The following is a 21,909-nucleotide window of genomic DNA, read 5'->3' on the forward strand; positions in this document are numbered from 1 at the left end:
TGACGAAGAACAGGAGCGGAAAGGACCAAAAAATCGCCCAAAGCACACACGAAAACGGATACATCAAGCCAAGAAAAACTTTTTGGAGAAATTCAAAACAGCTTCTAAGGGCATCTTCTTGTTTATTGACTAAGAAACATAACCAACAACCGACAATATGGAATTTATCATCGTTTCAGTACTTCTTATCGCCACCGCTTCCTTTGTAGGAGGCTGGGCTTTGGTCAGTTTTTACAAAGCCGAACTACATTATGGAACATATTTTCATACAAATACCCAACAACAATCCGATATAGAAGAGATTGACTCCCAAAAGATTTTTGAGTCCAAGATCTCCCTTTTGGACAAACCCATCAGCTTTTCCTTTCCGATAACCCGTCGGACATACACACAAACCTCTTCTGAATAAAGCCGCTATATAAGTCCATCCGCTGTAAGATTAATAATCTTCAGGCTGCAAGATTATTAATCTTACAAGCGGAAGATTATTAATCTTACACCAGACGAGGCTATCTGCGTTGAGAGAAGAAGATAATAACAACAACCTTTTAAATCATCTGAATATGATAAAGTACAGCTTAGTAATGCGTGGCGAACAGAACGGAGACAGCACACTGTAACTGTGACATCAACAAATGCATACCGCGCATAGTATAAATCACCGCTGTACTGGAAATATCACCCGATACTTTCCGCTCAAATGCATAAAAGCGAATAAACGGAGTAATCCATCGTAGTAATAATTGAAACCTGGAGTAGGACGACTATCCCACAAACGCTGCACAAACTCACGACTTTTGGCATGTGTGCAGACCAGCGATACAGCGGCCGCCGTAGCCACAAGTCCTGGCGCATGAGAAGGTTTTCCCATTTGCAAACTGTCTGGCAACATTGTGCCATCCACATTATATTGATTGACAAACGTATCAATCCCCTGTCCATACAGAAAATCCTGAATCTTATTGCCGTATGCCTGCTGCCATTCCCGGTCGGCACATGACCACGAATAATCAAGCGCAATGTTCATCGGCACACGCCAAGAATCAAAACGGAAAGCATCGCCTATCATCCAACCTTTATGCATCAAACTTCCGTCGTAGTTACTATAATCAGGAGTCAACCCTGTAACAGGATGAACTGCCTTATGCAAAAAATGGCGGCTGCGTTCAGCACATTCTTTCCAATATGCAGCACGTCCATCGTCAGCCCAACGCGCCCAAACTTCGTAAAAGGCAGGCAAATGGTAAGAAGGATCGGTAAAACCATAACCGAACTTATTCGGTACAAACGTAATAAGCTTGTGTTCTTTATGAATAAGCGGCATAACACTATCTGTTCCATCTTTTTCCATGGCACAATCCAGTATATGCTGAGCTTCGGCCAGATAATCAATACCCGTATCATTTCCCCACAGGTTCGAAGCAAAAATTAATGAGGTAATGAAATAAAGCTCGCCGTCCGAAGCCGACCCTCCATCGATATGACTCCCGTCTTTCCGGCAACACCAGGCAAAATAACCTTCCGAAGCTCCTTCCTTATGCTGCATATAAGTCTTAGTCCAACGCCAAAGCCGGTCAAAAATGTCTTTTTTCTCAAACTGCACAGCTATCATCATACCGTATGACATACCTTCACTACGCACATCATCATGTATTATATCACAGATATATGCTGTAGAGTCATCGGGTTCAACATAAACCTTGTTCTCCGGTGAAAAGATTTCATCGAAAACCGACTGCACCCGAGCATCAATTTCTTGAGAACTGTAGCCCATTTCAGCAAAAATATTACGATATTTCCCTGTGTCGAAAGCCCCCTCCGTCCAAGGACTTTGCAGCAAATCCTGCGTTTCCGGAACTGAAGCCAATACGGAAAAGAACGGCAATCCTAATAACACCAAGAAAAGCATTCCGAAAATTCTGTTTTTCATTTGTTCTTTCATAATTGAAATATACTTGTTAAGGTTCAAAAATCATTTACTGCCGGCAAATGTAAACAAAACAAATGACTTTTCTCCTATATTAATGTTACAAAGATTATTCTGTATGTTACATCGGGGTACAGGGATACGTTTTTTTTCGTATATTTGCCGAAAATAAACATTTTAAACAACAAATGCTTATGGCAAAAGAACTCGAACTGAAATACGGCTGCAACCCCAACCAAAAGCCAGCACGTATTTATATGAAAGAAGGAGAACTGCCGCTGGAAGTGCTGAACGGACGTCCGGGATACATCAATTTCCTTGATGCGCTGAACGGCTGGCAGTTGGTGAAAGAACTGAAAGAAGCGACCGGCATGCCTGCCGCTACCTCATTCAAGCACGTTAGCCCTGCCGGTGCCGCCATCGGGTTGGAACTGGACGAAACGATGAAACAGATTTACTTCGTAGGCGATCTGCCGTTGTCTCCCCTCGCTAACGCATACGTGCGTGCCCGCGGTGCCGACCGTATGTCTTCCTACGGCGACTTTATCGCGCTGAGCGATGTATGCGACGAAGAGACCGCCCGCTTCATCAACCGTGAAGTTTCGGACGGCGTTATCGCTCCGGGCTATACCGAAGAGGCGTTGGCTATCCTGAAAGCGAAACGTAAAGGCACATACAACGTCATTCAGATTGACCCGGAATATCGTCCGGCTCCCATCGAGCACAAAGACGTGTTCGGCATCACCTTCGAACAGGGACGCAACGAAATCAAGCTGAACGGAGAGGAACTCTTCGCCAACATCCCGACACAGAACAAGAACCTGCCCGACGCGGCAAAGCGTGACCTGATGATTGCGCTTATCACCCTGAAATATACCCAATCGAATTCGGTGTGCTATGTGAAGGACGGACAAGCCATCGGTATCGGCGCCGGCCAGCAGAGCCGCATCCACTGCACCCGCCTTGCCGGAAACAAAGCCGATATCTGGTACCTGCGCCAGCACCCGAAAGTATTGAACTTGCCTTGGGTAGAGAAAATCCGCCGTGCCGACCGCGACAACACCATCGACGTATACATCAGCGATGATCACGATGATGTATTGGCTGACGGCGTTTGGCAGCAGTTCTTTACCGAAAAGCCCGAAGTATTGACCCGCGAAGAGAAACGTGCCTGGCTGGACACGCTGAAAGGCGTATCGTTAGGCTCGGATGCCTTCTTCCCCTTCGGCGACAACATCGAACGTGCACACAAGAGCGGCGTGGAATACATCGCCCAGGCAGGAGGTTCGGTGCGCGACGACCATGTCATCGAAACATGCGATAAATACGGCATCACGATGGCGTTTACAGGCATCCGTCTGTTCCACCATTAATATTAATTTCGAACACAGAGACACGGAGGCACAGAGTTTTATATCTACAAAAATATATGTTTTGTGTCTCTGTGTTCTATTTTGCTTTACCTCAAGATGCCGGTATCTTTATCCGCTTTCTGTTCAATGTTCCGCCGGACATCTTTATATGCCCTTCCCTGTGAGAATTTCCATGCAATGTTCAGGCTCACGAAATTGCCCAAGTCACGGCAATGCAGAGCAGTCGTTTTCCGGACATAACGGTTGTACACATCCGACTGGAATTGCTTGTAACGGTTTCTAAACGGTTGTTGCCAGGCAAGCGACAAGTTCAGGTTCTTGTACCGGTAGGATGCGTTCAGAGAAACAAACGAGCCGTTGAATCCTTCGGTCTCACCTTCGAGGAAACGGAAACCGCTGTCCATGAATGCCGAAAGGGTAAGTTTGCCTAAGTAAGCCTGCACATTGGCTGTACCCGAATAAAACGTCTTGCAATGCGTATAGTCTTCGCCGAAGTTAAAACAGCGGAAAAGCGTACCAGATAACGCTATCGAAAGCTTATCGGGGACTATCCAACCATTCGCATACAGCATCAGGTTAAGCACATCGATTTCTTTTTGATTGAGTTGGGTGTACACAAACCGGTTGTCTTCGGTACGGATATACGTAGCCATATTCGGCTGGTGGCAACGTTTTCCGTATGCCTGGACAAAAGACTGGAAGCGGGGATGCGTATACGAAACCTGAAAAGTATGCGCTTGCTCGCGGTTGGGGCGGATATCGGGATTGCCCAGCGTCCATTCCATGCTGTTGTTGCGGATAGAAGTATTGCTAATCATCGCCACCCGCGAAACATACTCGCTTATCTGGAAATCATATTTCAGCTGGACGGCTTGCACTGGATTGTAGGCAACGGAAGCCTTCGGGCGGAACAGCCAGTACTGATAATCGTGCGCTTGCTGGCGGTAATCCAAATAACTGCCGCCTACTCCCGCCACATACCTTATCGGACCAAGTTTCCCCTTTATCTCGGCAAAAGCGTAGACGCTGCGGTTATGCATCGGATTGACGGAATTTACATCACCCGTGTACTTATTCTTCGTGTATTTCTGCATGTAGTTTGCCCCAGCAGTAAACGTAAAAGGCTTGAGCCGGTTCTCGTAAATGGCTTCACTCATCAGGGAATAAGTCTTCCCTTCCACCTGATATGCATACGGCGCACCCTCATCGTAACTGCTGCGGAGCGAAGTGGCGATATACGTCCCTACGGCATTCAGTGTCAGCGACTGACGGGAAGTCAATTGCTTAAAGAAATACAAATCCAAGACCGGACTGGAGCTACGGTTGCATTCGCGTTGCGTGGCGATATATTGCTCATCTTCTTCTATAATCCGCTTCCGGTTATAATTGTTGGGGATATGCGAGAAATCAGCCTTTAGCGAAGCCTGAAACACATAGTCGGCAGAATCGGCAAGATTATATTTCAATTGCAAGCCATTATTAAAATTCCGGCTACGAGAAGCAAGATCATTCCGCTCAATAGTATGAGTGGAACCATCCGTAAGCAGATAATGAGCCGTTTCATGGGTCCGGTTTCCCTTAAAGTCCTTGTACCCGAAATTATAACTCAACGAAAGCTCGCTGTTCCCGGCGTTCCATTTTCCGTAAATTAAATCATTGCCCGACTTAACGGTCAGTGCCTGGGTCAGATCAATGCCGACCGTATATCCACTATCCGCCCGGCGGGTCAGAATGTTAATAACGTATGCGATTCCTTCTCCGTATCTCACCCCGGGATTGTCGATAAAGTCTATCCGGCTGATGCTTCCGGGAGAAAGCGCCAGCATTTCTTCCCGTCCTACAATAATGCCATTGATGCGCAACTGGATGCTTCCCCGTCCGTCGATGGCAGAGAGGCTTTGCGAAACCTCATCCACACGGATATTGGGCAAGGATAACTTCTGCAGAATGCTATACCCCGAATGCGATGCATTTTTCTGCGTTTCGGTGGGATAAATAATTTGCCCGTCGGGTTTATGAATTACTTTAGCCGCCTTTATTTCTACTTCTCCAAGTTCGATAGTCTTCGTCTCATTCTGTGCCGAGCCAACGAGGGCATATACGAATAAGACCAGCAAGATGTTGATACGTTTCATTGTGTCCATGTTTTTAGTCCGGACACAAAAATACGTTCGAAGGCTACACACTCACCTAACATGTAGCTGACATCTTCCTGACATTTGGCTGACAACTGGTTTTCGATTTGATTTCCAGCGCATAGCTTCTTCCTTTATGAGCGACAAGCTGCAATTCGCTACATGCCTCAAGAATCGGTTTCAACCGTTTCACCAAGGTATAGAGCGTATCGTTGGCATCCGCTTTCTTGGGCCAAAGCAGGGCGCATATCTCTTCTTTCGATACCGAATGGGAAGGAGCCTGCCATAACATCAACATCAATCGGTATTGCATCGGAGTAAAGTGGACAAACGCATGGCTTGCGTCATAGAAACACTTGTCCTCGGGCGAATAAGAAAGCCCTCCATAGCTGACGGTACCAGCAGGCGTCTCCTTCTTCCGAAAAAGAAATGCAGCTCCCGCCGCCCAAAGCAACGCAGCAAAAGCCAGCAAGGACGACCAACGCTGGTCGGACATACGGAATATACCGATTGCAGAAAGGCGTGCGTAACTTTTCACGGCAAGCGTCGTTCCGGTCGCTTCATTGTTCACTATCAACGTATCACTGCTGATAACGTCCGCTTCCGGAAACTTACCGGGATAAGCCTCATCAACAATATGAAACGAAAGGAAGGCATTGTCTTTCAGCTTCCGGTTCTTCAAATTACGGCATAGCTTCCGGTCGGCAATGGCAAGCCATACTTCTCCGTCCGACACTTGCCTAAGCCGCTTGTATGCCCGGATGGAGTCTTGCGTGACGATATCCTCCTGCCTTTCTTCAAACATACGCAACAAAGCCTGGTTCAAGTCGGCGGTTATCGCTTCTTTGGCACCGCAATACCCCTGACGCCCTGCCAACAAAGACGAGAGCATCAACACCATAAAGACTCCAACAGATAAGATTCTCCTGTTCATATCATTTTTCCCGATTGTATTTCATACGGCAAAAATAGTAAAAATAGTCCGAAAGCCCCAACGGCTTTTACACGGCTTATGCCGTTTTCGGTCAAATAATGCGTTACGCCTCCTTTTTTTGCCTATATTTGCCGAAAAGAAACGTTTATTCAGGACAAAGATGAAAACAAAGAGATTTTCTTGCAGCATCTATGCGTGGACGCTTTTCGTCTGCGCATTCGGATTGGTATCCTGCCACGACCTGACTATCGACAACGGAGGGTATCTCAGTATGATGAATAGAGGCACTATCGTAGGCAACGACGAAGACGGCTATTACCTCTTTTCGGACGGAAGAAACGAAGTCGCCATCTGCTACAGCAAAGGACTGGACAAATACGAACGGGCTTACTACAGCCTGTCGTTCAAAGAAGAAAACCGGTTCTTTAGCGACCGCACTCCCGGCTTCACTATCATTGACAACGCAAGGGTAGGAATTGTGGAAACCTACAAGGTCATCCACCCCATCAGTAAAACGGAAGCGGACAAACGGGGCATCACGCATCCGGACAGTTGCAGCGTAGACGAGAACTTTTATTTTTCCAACTCTTACGGAGCGTACTGCGGTTATTTCGATTTCTCCACGCTCGCAACAATTACTCACGACCTTTACACGCATTACGAATATGCATCCATTCCCATAGACTTGGTATACGACCCTGCCTGCCAAAGCCCAGACACGCTACGCTTGGAGCTTTGCTATCGCCCCCACGTGCCGGAAGGTTGGGAAAAGTATCGCTATGAAGCCGGCACTTTTTCGTGCGACATATCCGGACTCACCAACTTGCAGGAATGGAACGATTCGCTTTGCATCGTAGTGGACACGGGAGACAAGCAGCTCCACTACATGCCCATCAGCAAAAAAGGCTTCAAGAAGCCCGAACCGTTTTTCGATTTTTAGAAACAGTTTCTTCTTCATCGAATTTCTTCCAGTCCTTTTTCTTTAAAATCAAGTTTTTTCACCTTTTGGAAGTTACATTAGCAGCTTTCCTTGGCTTATTTCCTCCTTTATAATTCCTCAATCTCTTCCAATGCCAATTGCGTAAAATGGGCAATGGTTTCAACAGGCATACCTGCTTCTTTCATCTTCTTTGCCATTTCTCTCATGCGTAAAGCCATTTCCTTTTCACTTTCCGCCTTCGCTTCTGCCCTGCCTTTAGCCTCTCCTTCCGCAAGCCCTTCGGCACGACCTTCTGCTCTACCTTCTGCTCTACCCTCTGCACGACCTTCAGCACGACCTTCAGCACGTCCTTCAGCACGTCCTTCTTTCAAACCTTCGGCACGACCTTCATACCAGCCTGTTTTAATAACACTCCGTTGGTAGCGCAAAGCCTCCATATCATGGATATATGCACGCCTGTCTTGGTCGGAAAGCGAATCCACCCGGAGCCGCTCCCGTGCTTCAGGCAAACCCTTAGCAGTAGCCGAACTATCTATATTGCCCGTCTTGAGGAACTCTATCCATTCATCAAGAGGTGTCTTAGCTATTTTATCGAAGTCATTTACACGTAGCACGTAATATTCTGGGAAAATATCTCCGGCGTCTTTTCCAATAAACCTTTCCCTCTGCCGTATGGAAAGTTGCAATACGTCATTTGGATCATGCAACCCCCGGAATATGGTTTTCCCATGATAGACATAATCTTTCCCTTGTCCCAATTCGAAGTACACGATATTAATGGAGTAGATTTTCTTTACTTTATCATAATCATCGCCGAGGTTAATATACTCAGAAATAGTTTTCGACACACCATACAACATCCGGTGAAAGTAATCTAACTCGTGGTTGTTCTGCACTTCAATAATAAGAAGCCGCCCTTGCTCGTCTTCCACCAGCATATCAGCACGGTTAAACTTGTCATTCACTTCTGTCTGGTTTGCTTCACTTTCCAGAAAACGTACGATGTGCAAGTCTTCTCCCAATAGAGTTGACAGAAACCCTTCCAGCACGACATAATTGCTCTTGTCTCTGAGCAGACGTTTCATCGCCCAATCGAAACGAATGAGATTATTCTTCATATCCTATCGTTTTTAATTTTCACAAAAATACGAATTTAATTGGGAACGACAACATACAGAAAGAAAAACGAGGATGTTGTTCCTTATTATTCATCCTCGTTTCCATATAAAATTATCAAAACTTGAAGCCTGCACTGAAGAAGAGGTCATAGTTACGTGGACCATCCTTACAAACCTTACACAAACCGAAATCGGCATCCACGCCTACTATCCAGTGTGGGAAATCGAGCGCAACACCGACTCCGATGCCGGCATCGAAGCGGCGAAAGCCGTCCCAACCCACTCCATCGGCATCCTTGAAAGTCTTCCAAGAAGTAGTAACATCATTTTGCTCATATTCCGTTTTACCGTTTACGCCTACTGCAACATACGGACCTGCCGTAAACACAAGGTCGAAGCTATCGGTAGCACGCATGTGGAACGCAGCCATCAAAGGAACCTGAAAATAGTTCTGATTGACTTTCACATCATTTTCCATCTTCGCACCTTTCGAGACCCAGCTCAGCCCGGGCTGGAAAGAGAACCATTCGTTCAAGGGGACATCCGCTGTAACACCTACACGCGGATTAAAAATGGCATTCGAACCTTTTGCCGCATCTCCCGTCCAGCCACTCATGCCGATGCCCACTTCGAACATCATCGTCGGCCTCATCTGTGCCGACACCGTAAGCATCGACAACATACATACCGCTAACAGAAATAACTTTTTCATACGCTTATCATTTTAGATTGTTTTGCATAGAACAAATATAAGGTTTTTAATCGGTATGCAAAACAAAAATCGGTGATATTGCACAGAAATCGCTACGTTTCGACAAAGTTTCTTCCCCGATGCGGATATATGTATGCATCCGGTTACCCGTTTTTATGCCGATTGGCACGGCGGCGGCGATATTCTGCCTTCATTTTTGCTGAACCAGATCCATGTGTTCCGGTTATATATGCTTTCTTCTTTGCTTTCGTTTTTACCTTTTCTTCTTTTTCCTTTTTCAAGCCGGCACCTTTAAAGATAATACCTTCCGCTAAAATTTTCTCTATATCCATACGTTTTGGTTTTATTCGAAATAAACGATTTCTATATCCTGAGCCTCTGCAAACTCTTTCATCAGCCCTACCATATAATTGACGGATTCAACCAATCCCTCACTTCCTCCATACGCATTCATTATCGCCAACACGTGCGTAGTGTCTATGCTCATCTTTGTCCGTTCGTGGTCACTGGTAGGCGTTCCGATACCTCCAATGGCATCCCGATAGACTGGCATACCCTCAATATTCAGTGTGCCCCTGCCGATACCTTCGTAAGGTTCTCCGGCTCGTCCGATACCCAACACCAGGCGATCGCCTTGAATTTTGTCACGGTCGAAACCTCCTATCGAATTCCCACTATAAATAGAAGCCAGGTTAATCAAGTCTACCAACGTATCAATCTGATACAACGGAATACCCCGCAAGATGCGCCGGCACAACGCTTCGGACGAAGGACGATAGCGGCTGGGGTCTTTCCCACATTTCTTATAAGCCTGTCGGGTAGCCTGAATAGCAGGCATTTCCTTGATAGAATCGACGGTATATTTCGCGCGATACAAGGCGGTAAACTCGTCAATCCGCTTCCATAACTCAGCACTATAAACCGTATTCTTTACCGTAGCAAAAACAGCCGCTCCCCGAAACTGCGGCCAAGCACGATGTAATTCTTCGGATACTTCTATTTTCATAAGTCTTTAAATTTTTCAACACATCATTATCCCTGACAAAATCCGTCCGGAAGCAATACCCAGCCTCCGTGCGGAAAAGAAATCATCTTTATTCTTCCACGTACAAATGCCACTGACCTCAATACGCGAAGTGTTCACTCCAAACTCCAGAAGCTGCATCCGGTTGGTTTCCCAAAGATCAATATGCCACTTCTCTTTCCGGACAGCAATACGCGGCATATCAAAACCAGCCTTATCAAAAATATCATAAACCTCATCCCCGACTTCGAATGCATCTTGTGAAATACCCGGACCTATACAAGCATATATATCTTCTCCTCGCGTACCATACACTTTTTTCATCACACTCAAAGTCTTACATACAATACGTGCCACCGTACCTCTCCATCCTGCATGGATAGCCGCTATTGCCCGATGACGCACATCATAGCACAAGACCGGAATACAATCGGCGGTAGATACGCAAAGACAAACTTTCGGCACATTTGTAACCAAAGCATCCACTCCTTCGAGCAACACCTTCCTGTCCGGTTTACCCTTCTGCAAGAATACATCATCCACGATTCGTATTTCCGTCTGATGTACCTGATGCGGAATAACCAGTTCACCACGCACTGGCAATAGCGAACTAAGCAATTCCCGGTTTCTGAAAACAGCTTCCGGCATATCCCCACAATAGCCGTTGCAATTGAAAGATGCGTAACTCCCTTGACTATATCCGCCATGACGGGTCGTCGAAAAACAAAAAATGTTGGAATACAGCTCCGTCAAACCGTATTTCAACATCCTTCTATCTTCAGTCAGCCTGTTGTCCATCATTTTTCCGGTTCATCGTCCCAGTCTTCTTCATACTCGTACTCGAAGTCATCTTCATCATCCACGTCTTCTACGTAACTGAAATCCTCGTCCATATCTTTCAATTCTTCCTGCAACAGATGGATGTCCTTTGACCGATGTACGATAGATGACTGACGCAATCCTTCCAACTGATTGCCTTCTTTATTCAGTTCTGTCCACAAGATGTCTTTCAACTCTTGAATACCCATACCGGTCACAGATGAAATAAATACACAAGGAAGATTGTCTGGAAGTGTCGGCTTCAACATTTCCATCAATTCTTCATCCAGCATGTCACATTTGGTGACGGCAAGCACCCGCTGCTTATCAAGCATTTCGGGATTGAACTTTGCCAGTTCGTTCAACAGCACATCATATTCATGACGGATGTCATCTGCATCGCCGGGCACCATAAACAACAACAAAGAATTGCGTTCGATATGTCGCAGGAATCGCAAGCCCAAACCTTTTCCTTCGCTTGCTCCTTCGATAATGCCCGGTATATCTGCCATCACGAAAGACTTTCCATCGTGATAAGACACGATACCCAAGTTCGGTTCGAGGGTAGTAAACGGATAATCAGCTATCTTCGGACGTGCCGCCGACACTCTTGACAACAGTGTCGACTTTCCAGCATTGGGAAAGCCTACCAGTCCGACATCCGCCAGCAGTTTCAGTTCCAGTATCACCATCATTTCCTGCATCGGCTCACCCGGCTGTGCAAAACGTGGAGCCTGACGTGTGGCTGTACGGAAATGCCAGTTACCCAGTCCTCCTCTACCTCCTTTCAACAAGATGACCTCCTGCCCGTGTTCGGTTATGTCGCATACATATTCGCCCGTCTCAGCATTGTATGCCACGGTTCCGCACGGCACTTCAATCACCTTATCTGCACCGTCTTTACCAAAGCTCCGGCTCTTTGAACCGTTCCCGCCATTCTCGGCAAACACATGACGTTCGTACTTCAGATGCAACAGAGTCCAATAATTACGGTTTCCGCGCAAAATGACATGTCCTCCTCTACCGCCGTCTCCTCCATCGGGACCACCGTTGGGCATATATTTCTCCCGCCGTAAATGAGCCGATCCGCGTCCTCCCTTGCCAGAGCGACAATAAATTTTCACATAATCTACAAAATTCGATTCTGCCATAAAAATATTTTTTAGTTTTTGAGTTTATAAGTTTTTGAGTTCTTAAGTTTCTTGTTTTTAAGCCCATAAGCCTAAATGGTCCAAGAACTTATAAACTTAAAAACTCAAAAAACTTATAAACTTAAAATCTCAAAAACTTACAGACTATCCACAGCCTTACAAATGTCAGCGAAAATGCCATCCATCGAGCCAAGACCGTTGATATGATGGTATTTGCCATCGTTCTTATACCAGTCAATCAACGGAGAGGTCTGCGAATGATATACCACCAGACGTTTTTTGATAGTTTCCTCATTATCATCCGCACGTCCGGATTCCTGCCCACGCTTGATAAGACGAGCCATCAGCTCATCTTCCGGCACTTCCAGGTCCAACATCACCGACACCTCTTGTCCGCGTTCGGCCAACATCTGCTTTAAAGCTTCGGCCTGTGCAATGGTACGGGGAAAACCATCGAAAATCACTCCCTTGCTATCCTTGAAACTATCGAACACACTTGCAAGTATATCAATCATCAAAGCATCCGGTATAAGTTGGCCGTTGCTTATATATTCATTAGCCGTTTTACCTAACTCCGTACCGTTCTTGATTTCGGCACGCAATACATCTCCCGTCGAAATATGGTTCAAACCGTATTTCTCCACGATACGTGCGCTCTGAGTTCCTTTCCCCGAACCCGGAGCACCAAAAATTACAATGTTCAACATCTTTTTTACCTTATATTATTGATTAGTGATTATTCTACAACCGAATAAATATCACGATAATTACGTCCCAGCCCCTCATAGTCCAGACCGTATCCCACGATAAAGTCGTTGGGGATGCGCATTGCCACATAACGGATATCCAAGTCCACCTTCAGCTTGTCGGGCTTTAGCAGCAACGTGGCAATCCGTATTTCCTTCGGGTGCTGCGCCCGAAGCGTCTCAATCAGCCTCTGCATCGTCAAGCCTGTATCCACGATGTCTTCCACAATCACCACCGTACGTCCGGTTATGTTTTCGTTCAGTCCCACCAGTTCCTTCACTTTTCCGGTAGAAGAGGTTCCCTCGTACGAAGCCAGCTTGACAAACGAGATTTCACACGGAATCGTGAGACGTTTCATCAAATCTGCCGTAAACATAAAAGAGCCGTTTAAGACACTGATAAAAAGTGGGTTGTCACCTGCCAAATCTGCATTAATCTCACCGGCTACCCGTGTCACTTCCTTCAGAATGGACGCTTCGGATATAAAAGTCTTAAACTGCTTATCTTTAATCTGGATTGTGTTCATAATGGCACTTCTTTATAAAATTGGGACAAAAATACGATTTTTCCCTTAAACTTCTATACTTTTTTTGTACTTTTACCCGCAAATAGCTATTATGACACAAAGATGAAAATACTTACTTGCACCCAACAAAAGGAAGCCGATGCCTATACCATCGCCAATAACAATATCCTCTCCATCAACTTGATGGAAAAAGCAGCCTCGCTGATTGCCGATGAAATCAGCAAAAGGTGGGATCGTTCACACCGCATCGTTGTATTTGCCGGAGCGGGCAACAACGGAGGTGATGCCCTTGCAGTCGCACGCCTTCTGTTCTCCAAGAGTTATCCGGTAGAAATTTACCTGTTCAATATCAAAGGGACCATTTCGGAAGACTGCATGACCAATATCCAGCGATTGCAGCAATGCGGATTCACTGACTATCACGAAATCAGCAACGCATTCGAACCACCCAAACTGACGGCTGAAGATGTAGTAGTAGACGGACTTTTCGGCTCAGGACTGAACAAGCCGCTGAGTGGCGGATTCGCCTCCGTCGTAAAATACATCAATGCTTCCAACGCACAGGTAGTCTCCATTGATCTTCCTTCCGGACTGATGGGAGAAGACAACAGCAACAACCTGCGTACAAACATTATCCGTGCTGACCTGACCCTGAGCATCCAGTTACCAAAACTGGCTTTCCTTTTCCCTGAAAACGAAGACATCGTGGGCGAATGGAAAACACTCGACATCGGCATTAGCCAAGAGTTCATCGCACAAGCAGATACTCCTTATATTATTACGGAGGCTAGTGAAATGAGCCAACTCATCAAACCGCGCAAACGCTTTGCTTTCAAGAACAACTTCGGACATGCACTGCTTATCGCCGGCTCGAGTGGGATGGCTGGTGCTTCCATCCTAGCAGCACGTGCCTGTTTGCGTTCAGGCGTAGGATTGCTTACCATACATACCCCTGTATGCAACCACGACATCCTGCAAACAGCCGTACCCGAAGCTATGGTACAAAATGACGTGCACGAACTTTACTTCGCCGAACCAGTCGACCTTGACAACTATCAGGCGATAGCCATCGGTCCAGGCATCGGGCAGGAAGAAGAAACGGCACTTGCCACCTTCGACCAGCTTGCCGATTGCTACATTCCCGCCGTGCTCGATGCAGATGCCATCAATATCTTAAGTTCGCACCGGAACTATCTGAACCGCTTGCCTCGCCGAAGCATCCTCACGCCACACATTGGCGAACTGGAACGCCTTATCGGACGTTGCAACGATAGTTTCGACCGGCTGACCAAGGCTAAAGAACTTGCCGCCTACCTGCAATGCTATATCGTACTGAAGGGTGCCTACTCCACTGTTATCACACCGGAAGGCAAATTCTACTTCAATCCCACAGGTAATCCAGGCATGGCAACCGGTGGAAGCGGAGACGTGCTGACTGGTATCATACTTGCTCTACTGGCTCAAGGACACTCACAAGAAAATGCAGCACGGCTGGGTACATTCGTACACGGACTGGCCGGCGACATAGCCTGCCGCCGTACCGGAGAAATCAGCCTGACCGCCAGCGACATCATCGCTGCACTGCCCGAAGCCTGGAAAGAACTCTGTGAAACTAAATAATAGATACGCGCATGAAAAGAATCGTTTTTGCACTAAGCATGCTGGCATGTGCGACGCATATCGCTGCACAAGACATCAGCTACTACACTCCCGGAAGCGATGAAGGAATTGTCTACTTCCTTCCGAAAACGGCACTGGAGGTAAATATCATTGCCACACACATTACATACCAGCCTGGAGAACTGTGCCAATATGCCAACCAATACCTGCGGATGAACAACATAAGTTCCCAACCGGAAACGCACTGGGAAATCAAGCGGATAGAAGTACGCTCGGCAGGAGTACCCGACTCTACCAAAGCCTACATCATCAAGCTGAAAGACAAAAGTGCCATGAGCAACGTGGAACTGACCAACAACGGACTTATCAAAGCCATCAATACAACGGCACCCGACATACAAAAAGCTGAATATGTACTGGAAAAGCCTCAACACCACGAAAACCCACGCCAATACATGACCGAAGAAATACTGCTGGCCGGGTCTTCGGCAAAGATGGCAGAACTTACCGCTAAGGAAATCTACAACATACGGGAAAGCAAGAACCTCATCTTGCGAGGACAAGCAGACACCATGCCCAAAGACGGTGCATCCCTACAACTGGTCATCGACAACCTCGATAAGCAGGAGAAAGCACTGACCCGCCTCTTCAGTGGAACCACCGACCGCGAGGACAAAGTGTTCACCATCCGCATCCCTGCCAATGAGCCATTCGGCGATAAAACAGCCTTGCGTTTTTCTAGCCTGCTAGGCATACTTCCTGCCGATGACCTTGCGGGTACCCCCATCTATATCAGCTTAGCCAACACGGTTCCACTGCCTCCAGCTACCACAGAAAACGAAAAGAAAAAGAAAAAACTGGAAGGAGCCATCTACAACATACCTGGGAAAGGGAAAGTAACCGTCACGTACGAAGGAAAGACCTTATTCGAAGACGAACTCCCTATCACACAGTTCGGAACGACCGAAGTTCTGGTAGAAGACCTGTTCAAGAAAGTAAACACCCGTGTCGTTTTCAATCCTGAGACAGGAAGCATCCTGAAAATTGACAAAGACTAAGAAACTGTTTTGAATTTCTCCAATTAAAAAGCCGGTTGGAACGGCAAGGCTGTTTTTTCATTCTGCCTCACCGCACCAACCGGCATCCGCATCTATATTAAGATATACTGAAAATCCGCCTATCATACAGCTACGGTTTCCTTCAACCACTCAGGCATCACCGTCGTTGAGGTTCCATCCTGTTGCTTGTAAGTTACCGTACCATCCTCGTTCATAGTCATCAATTCATAAGTCTTTCCTTCGGCTACTACATTCCACGTACGTTTCTCCGCATCGTATACTAAATTTAACGGATGGTCTACTTCGCCCAATTTCGTAATGGTATACCCGTCTTCGTTTGTACGGACTAGATATTCTCCGTCTTCTCCATGAATAACTTTTTCCGTACCTACATCAGCCATTGGATTGGAACCCGACCAAAACTCAATTGAATTTAGTACAAGCACATCTGCCAAATAAGCTACTTCATATACCGGTATGATATGAAAAGCTAAAAACACAAGCTCATTGACTGCTTTATGTCCGATTCCCATATTCCAATTTTTCAGACTATTCCATGCGCTGAATGAGCCAATACATGAAGAACATAACAAACATCCTCCTAACACAGCACACACAGCTGTCGCTTTCATCTTTTTCATCGATTCAAGTTTTAGCAATTAATTATAACACCCACAAAGATAGAACTTATTTCAAGGAAAGAAACAAAAACCACCAAAAAGAAGTATCTTTGTCGCACATTTTAGCAAATATGTAAAACTATTAAATAAAAAAACAAATGAAAGAACAAATCCAGAAACGCCTGAGCGACTCGAAAGCCGCTCGCTGGACGGCACTGTTCATCGTGTCGTTTACCATGATGTGCGGCTATTTCCTTACCGATGTCATGGCTCCTCTTGAAAACTTACTCACCACGAAAGGCAAAGTTGTTTATTTCACCGACAACACTTCCATGCCTGCCGACAGCCTGGTGGCAAAAGTGGAACTCTTTGCCGAAGCCAATGCATTATCGGCTCCCGACCTGACGGTACAGAAACTGGAAGAAGGAGCCAAATACCAATACATCGAAAACATAAACGGAAATCAGGAAACCATCAGCAAGACCATCAGCACGGTATCGACAGGTAAAGGATGGAGCAGCACGGAATACGGTTTCTTCTCAGGGGCCTACGGATACATCAATGTGTTCTTGCTGATGCTGTTTTTCGGAGGAATCATTTTAGACAAGATGGGAGTCCGTTTCACCGGCATGATGTCGTCGGGACTGATGTTTGCAGGTGCCCTGATTAAATGGTATGCCCTGAAGAACGATTTCGGCGATGCCATGTTATGGGGCATGAACCTGCAAGTAGTAATTGCAGCGTTAGGCTTCTCTATTTTCGGCATGGGAGCAGAAATTACAGGAATCACCGTATCAAAAGTCATCGTAAAATGGTTTGCCGGCAAAGAACTGGCACTTGCCATGGGACTTCAAGTAGCCATGGCACGCATCGGAACCGCCATCGCTCTGGCAGCCAGCCTGCCCATTGCACGTATGATGGGCGACATATCCGGCTCTGTCCTTATCGGAGCCATTGCCCTCTGCGTAGGTTTCGCATCTTATCTGGTCTATTGCGTGATGGACCGCAAGGAAGATGCTTCGGTATCCGCCGCCCGTGCCGAATCAGGAGAAAATCCTGAAGAAGGCTTCAAAATGTCCGACCTGAAACTTATCTTCTGTAACAAAGGTTTCTGGCTCATCACGCTGCTTTGCCTGATGTTCTATGCCGGCGTATTCCCTTTCCTGAAATTTGCCACCAAACTGATGATTTATAAATACGAAGTGCCCGAATCATTTGCCGGCCTTATTCCGGCACTGTTGCCTTTCGGTACCATCCTACTGACACCTGTCTTCGGTACATTATACGACCGTATCGGACGAGGCGCCACTTTAATGATTATCGGTTCGGTGATGCTAACTGCCGTACACGTACTTTTCGCCCTTCCTGTAATGAACTACTGGTGGTTTGCCGTAGTTGTAATGATTATATTAGGTATTTCCTTTTCACTGGTACCAAGTGCAATGTGGCCTTCCGTTCCTAAAATCATTCCAATGAAGCAGTTGGGTTCTGCATATGCTATCATCTTCTACATACAGAACATCGGTCTGGCCATGGTTCCTACGCTCATCGGCTATGTCATCGACCGTTTTGCCACCCAATACAATGCAGCAGGTGCCATTATCGGCTACAATTATACCATTCCCATGGTCATCTTCGCACTTTTTGGCTTGTGTGCCATCATCATCTCGTGGATGCTGAAAAGTGAAGACAGCCATAAACATTACGGGCTAGAAGAGTCAAATATCAAAAAAAGCGCTTAAAAACATACTATAGTATAAACTGTATTTTACCATATTCAGATGATTTAAAAGGTCGTTGTTATTTTCTTCTTCTCTCAACGCTGATAACTTCGTCTGGTGTAAGATTATTAATCTTCCGCTTGTAAGATTAATAATCTTGCAGCCTGAAGATTAATAATCTTACACCAGATGGACTTATATGCGTTTGCCGATGCACCTATATCCGTGGGCTTACACAACCGGCTGCGCCTTGAATGCACATATTGATGCCGCTAATGTATAGCCATAAGATTCTTCCCTATAATGTCGTTATACAAAAGCAATCCAGAAAACGACCAAACGTATCGCCTGAATATTTTTTCACAACCAATCTATCAGAAATTGAAGCATTTATGCATTTTGTTTCTAGAAATGTGTATTTTTGTACCAACGCGATAAATTCAAAACAGCTAAGGAAGAAATAGAAAAATTATAAAACCATCAGAAAATGGCAAAAAAGAAAACCGACAAAAGCAAGAAGGTATCCTACCACTACAAGCCGGACAATATGACATTGGAACAATGGCAAATCGCCCTGCGCAGGCAAGCCGCCGAAAAAGAAAACTTCGGCATTCAAGAATTGAACGCCCAAGAATATCCCGGCTATTATATCGTAAACAATCCGGTTTCACACAATACGTACAAAGTGATTTATCGCGGAGCATTCAGCGCATGGAACTACTGTTCGTGCATGGATTTCAAAACCAGCCAGTTAGGCACATGCAAACACATAGAAGCGGTCAAGCTTTGGCTGGAAAAATCCCACAAACGGACATGCACCGATACACCAGCCTATACTTCGGTCTACCTATCCTACCGGAAGGGACGGAAAGTACGCCTGCGCATAGGGACAGACAATTCCGAAGAGTTCCAAAAGCTTGCCGAACCTTATTTCACACCTGAAGGTATCATGCGCCCCGAAGCCATCGATACAATCAATGATTTTTTCAGTAAAGCCCTGCAACTCAATAATACGTTCCGTTGGTATGATGACGCGATGGACTTTATTTTAGAACAACGTGACAAGCGCAAACGGGAAAAGTTCCTTTCCGACCCCCAGGCAGACACCTTAATAGACTCCCTGCTCAAAGTCCGCCTGTTCCCTTACCAGAAAGAGGGAATCCGCTTTGCCTACCGTGCCGGGAAATCCATCATAGCCGATGAAATGGGACTGGGCAAAACCATCCAGGCTATCGGCACCGCCGAACTGATGCGCAAACAAGGCATCATATCCTCGGCATTAGTGCTCTGCCCTACTTCGTTAAAGTATCAATGGAAAAAAGAAATCGAAAGGTTCACCGATGCACAAGCCATCGTAGTGGAAGGGAACCATTTTAAACGGAAAACACTCTATAAAGCAGCTCCTTTCTATAAGATAGTATCTTACAACAGTGTATCCAACGACATCGAAATCTTGCACGGGCTACAAACCGATTTCTTGATTATGGACGAAGTGCAACGCCTTAAAAACTGGAACACAAAAATTTCCAAAGCAGCCCGACACATCGAAGCTGAATATGCCGTAGTACTTTCGGGGACTCCACTGGAAAACAAACTGGAAGAACTCTACTCGGTAGTGCAATTCGTCGACCAATATTGTCTGGGACCATACTATAAGTTTATCAACGAAACCGTCATCAAATCGGATTCCGGAAAAGTAAAGGGATATAAAGGACTGAATACTGTAGGTGAAAAACTACACGACATCTTGATACGCCGTAGAAAGAAAGACGTAGCCTTGCAGTTGCCCCAACGTATGGACAAAGTGTTGTTCGTACCCATGACCCAGGAGCAACAGAACATGCATGATGAGTTCCAAAGCATAGTTGCCCAACTGGTCTACAAATGGAACCGCCAACGTTTCCTGAGCGAAAAAGACCGTAAACGCCTGCTTTTGCTGATGAGCCAAATGCGCATGGTATGCGACAGCACCTATATCTTAGACCAAAAGAGCCGCTACGACACAAAGATAGACGAAGTAATGAACATTCTCAACAACGTGTTCGAAAGCGGTGACGAAAAAGTTGTGATATTCAGTCAATGGGAACGCATGACACGGCTCGTAGCTGCCGAACTGGACAAGATAAACATCCGGTACGAATACCTCCATGGAGGTGTACCTTCGGAAAAACGGAAAGACCTGATGGAAAACTTCACCTCGTTGCCCGAAAGCCGTGTGTTCATCTCTACCGATGCCGGAAGCACAGGACTGAACCTCCAAGCCGCATCTATCCTCATCAACCTCGACTTACCGTGGAATCCTGCCGTATTGGAGCAACGTATCGCCCGCATTTACCGTATCGGGCAGCAACGAAACATACAGGTCATCAACTTGGTAGCTCCCTCTTCCATCGAAGAACGCATGCTTTCTACCCTCAATTTTAAGACTTCACTCTTTGAAGGCATACTGGACAATGGCGAAGACAGCATCTTCCTGGATGATAGCAAGCTGGATAAGATCATGGAAAACATCGCGTCTGTTGTAACCGAATCGCCTAACGAAGAGAAAAAGGAAAGCGGAGACATCATTGACCCAGAAGATCGGGAAAAGCCAGCTTCACTTCCCGAAAAAGACGAGAAACCGGCAGAAAACATACAGGCAGACACGTTTGATGAAGAATCTTTATCTCAAACGGAATATACACGTGCATCAGAAACACCAGAAGCCGACCGTCTGATCAGCCAAGGCGTATCGTTCTTCAACGGACTGGTACAAACGCTCAAGTCCCCCGAAGCCACACGCCGGCTCGCCGAAAGCCTGATAGAAGAAAACAAGGAAACCGGGAAGACCACTTTACGCATTCCAGTTCCTGATAAAGAAAGTGTCATCAACTTCCTCACCTTGGCGGGCAGCATATTGGCACACATCGGTGAGAAAAAGTAAAAAGCGAATCTGCCTGTTGGCTGCACACGTTTTCAGACGATATAAGTAGATGTTGAGAATTAGTTTATTAATGTGTCGGCTCAGAAACGCAGAAAATCTGCGTTTCTGGTGATATCATTTAATTTTGCACACTTACTTATCTTCTAGAATAAGATTAAAAAAGGTTGAGATCTAGAACCTGTTTTGAATTTATCGTATGCTGGTTTAGGATGAGTTTTTCACAGCCCCTCCCGACCTTTCCTCATGGGGAGGGGCTGTGATAATATTCATAAACTCGAAAGTTGAGTGTTGAGATATGCCGTCCGGTAATATTTGGGAGACATGCCTTTGTGCGCCTTGAAATATTTCCCGAAAAAAGAAAGATTAGGAAATTTCAGTTCATTGACAATTTCCTTAATAGAAGACTGAGTATGACAAAGCATGCCCACCGTCAAGTTAGAAGTGCAACTCCTCCACCGCCTTCCTCCGTCCTTGGAGCGTAGCGGAAAGGGCGGAGGAAGGCGGTGGAAGCCCGGAATCAGGGTCATCCGGCAATACAAAATAAAAAAGGGAGACCTCTGT

19 protein-coding genes are annotated in these 21,909 nt (G+C 46.1%); 7 read left to right on the forward strand and 12 right to left on the reverse strand.

Annotated elements, in window-relative coordinates:
- Positions 1-157 precede the first annotated feature (157 nt).
- Entirely contained in the window at positions 158-409 is a 252-nt protein-coding gene (locus B5F78_RS17260; RefSeq protein WP_087406744.1) for a hypothetical protein, read from the forward strand.
- Between the two features lie 249 nt (positions 410-658).
- On the opposite strand, the gene B5F78_RS11320 is transcribed toward B5F78_RS17260, so the two are convergent.
- Entirely contained in the window at positions 659-1,930 is a 1,272-nt protein-coding gene (locus tag B5F78_RS11320) for a glycosyl hydrolase family 8 (RefSeq protein WP_239466178.1), read from the reverse strand.
- Positions 1,931-2,082: 152 nt separating this feature from the next.
- Here B5F78_RS11320 and B5F78_RS11325 point away from each other — a divergent pair, with 152 nt between their 5' ends.
- Positions 2,083-3,300: a phosphoribosylaminoimidazolecarboxamide formyltransferase gene (locus B5F78_RS11325; RefSeq protein ID WP_255376625.1), complete on the forward strand. Its 1,218-nt coding sequence runs from the start codon at positions 2,083-2,085 to the stop codon at positions 3,298-3,300.
- 86 nt (positions 3,301-3,386) lie between these two features.
- Here the strand turns inward: B5F78_RS11325 and B5F78_RS11330 are convergent, their stop codons facing one another.
- Positions 3,387-5,444, reverse strand: coding sequence for a TonB-dependent receptor (locus tag B5F78_RS11330; RefSeq protein ID WP_241148265.1), 2,058 nt, complete (start codon positions 5,442-5,444; stop codon positions 3,387-3,389).
- A 46-nt stretch (positions 5,445-5,490) separates the two neighbouring features.
- Complete coding sequence (locus B5F78_RS11335; protein ID WP_087406746.1) at positions 5,491-6,369, reverse strand: helix-turn-helix domain-containing protein; 879 nt, start codon at positions 6,367-6,369, stop codon at positions 5,491-5,493.
- A gap of 160 nt (positions 6,370-6,529) precedes the next feature.
- Between B5F78_RS11335 and B5F78_RS11340 the strand changes: the two genes are divergently transcribed.
- The gene (locus tag B5F78_RS11340) at positions 6,530-7,309 is read left to right on the forward strand and encodes a hypothetical protein (protein WP_087406747.1); all 780 of its coding nucleotides are present in this window, start codon (positions 6,530-6,532) and stop codon (positions 7,307-7,309) included.
- Positions 7,310-7,416: 107 nt separating this feature from the next.
- Here B5F78_RS11340 and B5F78_RS11345 read toward each other — a convergent pair whose 3' ends face one another.
- From B5F78_RS11345 to hpt, 8 genes are all read right to left on the reverse strand, one after another.
- Entirely contained in the window at positions 7,417-8,427 is a 1,011-nt protein-coding gene (locus B5F78_RS11345; protein WP_087406748.1) for a PD-(D/E)XK nuclease family transposase, read from the reverse strand.
- A gap of 115 nt (positions 8,428-8,542) precedes the next feature.
- Complete coding sequence (locus B5F78_RS11350; RefSeq protein ID WP_087210671.1) at positions 8,543-9,139, reverse strand: porin family protein; 597 nt, start codon at positions 9,137-9,139, stop codon at positions 8,543-8,545.
- 143 nt (positions 9,140-9,282) lie between these two features.
- Complete coding sequence (locus B5F78_RS11355; protein WP_022040967.1) at positions 9,283-9,471, reverse strand: hypothetical protein; 189 nt, start codon at positions 9,469-9,471, stop codon at positions 9,283-9,285.
- Positions 9,472-9,482: 11 nt separating this feature from the next.
- The gene (locus tag B5F78_RS11360) at positions 9,483-10,145 is read right to left on the reverse strand and encodes a B3/B4 domain-containing protein (RefSeq protein ID WP_087251210.1); all 663 of its coding nucleotides are present in this window, start codon (positions 10,143-10,145) and stop codon (positions 9,483-9,485) included.
- Between the two features lie 15 nt (positions 10,146-10,160).
- The gene (gene pgeF / locus B5F78_RS11365; protein ID WP_239473456.1) at positions 10,161-10,964 is read right to left on the reverse strand and encodes a peptidoglycan editing factor PgeF; all 804 of its coding nucleotides are present in this window, start codon (positions 10,962-10,964) and stop codon (positions 10,161-10,163) included.
- The gene (obgE, locus tag B5F78_RS11370) at positions 10,961-12,133 is read right to left on the reverse strand and encodes a GTPase ObgE (protein ID WP_022040970.1); all 1,173 of its coding nucleotides are present in this window, start codon (positions 12,131-12,133) and stop codon (positions 10,961-10,963) included. The genes pgeF and obgE overlap by 4 nt, the downstream gene beginning before the upstream one ends.
- 137 nt (positions 12,134-12,270) lie before the next feature.
- A complete protein-coding gene (locus tag B5F78_RS11375) occupies positions 12,271-12,840 on the reverse strand; it encodes an adenylate kinase (protein WP_022040971.1) in 570 nt (189 codons plus the stop codon).
- A 29-nt stretch (positions 12,841-12,869) separates the two neighbouring features.
- Positions 12,870-13,406, reverse strand: a complete 537-nt coding sequence (gene hpt, locus B5F78_RS11380; RefSeq protein ID WP_022040972.1) for a hypoxanthine phosphoribosyltransferase — start codon at positions 13,404-13,406, stop codon at positions 12,870-12,872.
- A 102-nt stretch (positions 13,407-13,508) separates the two neighbouring features.
- On the opposite strand from hpt, the gene B5F78_RS11385 reads away from it, so the two are divergent.
- Together B5F78_RS11385 and B5F78_RS11390 are read left to right on the forward strand one after the other, a co-directional pair.
- Positions 13,509-15,026: an NAD(P)H-hydrate dehydratase gene (locus tag B5F78_RS11385; protein ID WP_087406750.1), complete on the forward strand. Its 1,518-nt coding sequence runs from the start codon at positions 13,509-13,511 to the stop codon at positions 15,024-15,026.
- A gap of 11 nt (positions 15,027-15,037) precedes the next feature.
- Positions 15,038-16,084, forward strand: coding sequence for a DUF4831 family protein (locus B5F78_RS11390; RefSeq protein WP_087406751.1), 1,047 nt, complete (start codon positions 15,038-15,040; stop codon positions 16,082-16,084).
- A 122-nt stretch (positions 16,085-16,206) separates the two neighbouring features.
- Here B5F78_RS11390 and B5F78_RS11395 read toward each other — a convergent pair whose 3' ends face one another.
- The gene (locus B5F78_RS11395) at positions 16,207-16,725 is read right to left on the reverse strand and encodes a DUF3332 domain-containing protein (RefSeq protein WP_087210656.1); all 519 of its coding nucleotides are present in this window, start codon (positions 16,723-16,725) and stop codon (positions 16,207-16,209) included.
- A gap of 137 nt (positions 16,726-16,862) precedes the next feature.
- On the opposite strand from B5F78_RS11395, the gene B5F78_RS11400 reads away from it, so the two are divergent.
- Positions 16,863-18,446 carry an MFS transporter gene (locus B5F78_RS11400; protein WP_022040976.1) on the forward strand — a complete coding sequence of 528 codons (1,584 nt, stop codon included), beginning with the start codon at positions 16,863-16,865 and terminating at the stop codon, positions 18,444-18,446.
- Positions 18,447-18,912: 466 nt separating this feature from the next.
- Complete coding sequence (locus B5F78_RS11405; RefSeq protein ID WP_087406752.1) at positions 18,913-21,348, forward strand: DEAD/DEAH box helicase; 2,436 nt, start codon at positions 18,913-18,915, stop codon at positions 21,346-21,348.
- Positions 21,349-21,909 lie beyond the last annotated feature (561 nt).

Origin of the sequence: Bacteroides sp. An279 (assembly GCF_002159615.1) — a bacterium.
Taxonomy (GTDB): Bacteria; Bacteroidota; Bacteroidia; order Bacteroidales; family Bacteroidaceae; genus Phocaeicola; species Phocaeicola intestinalis.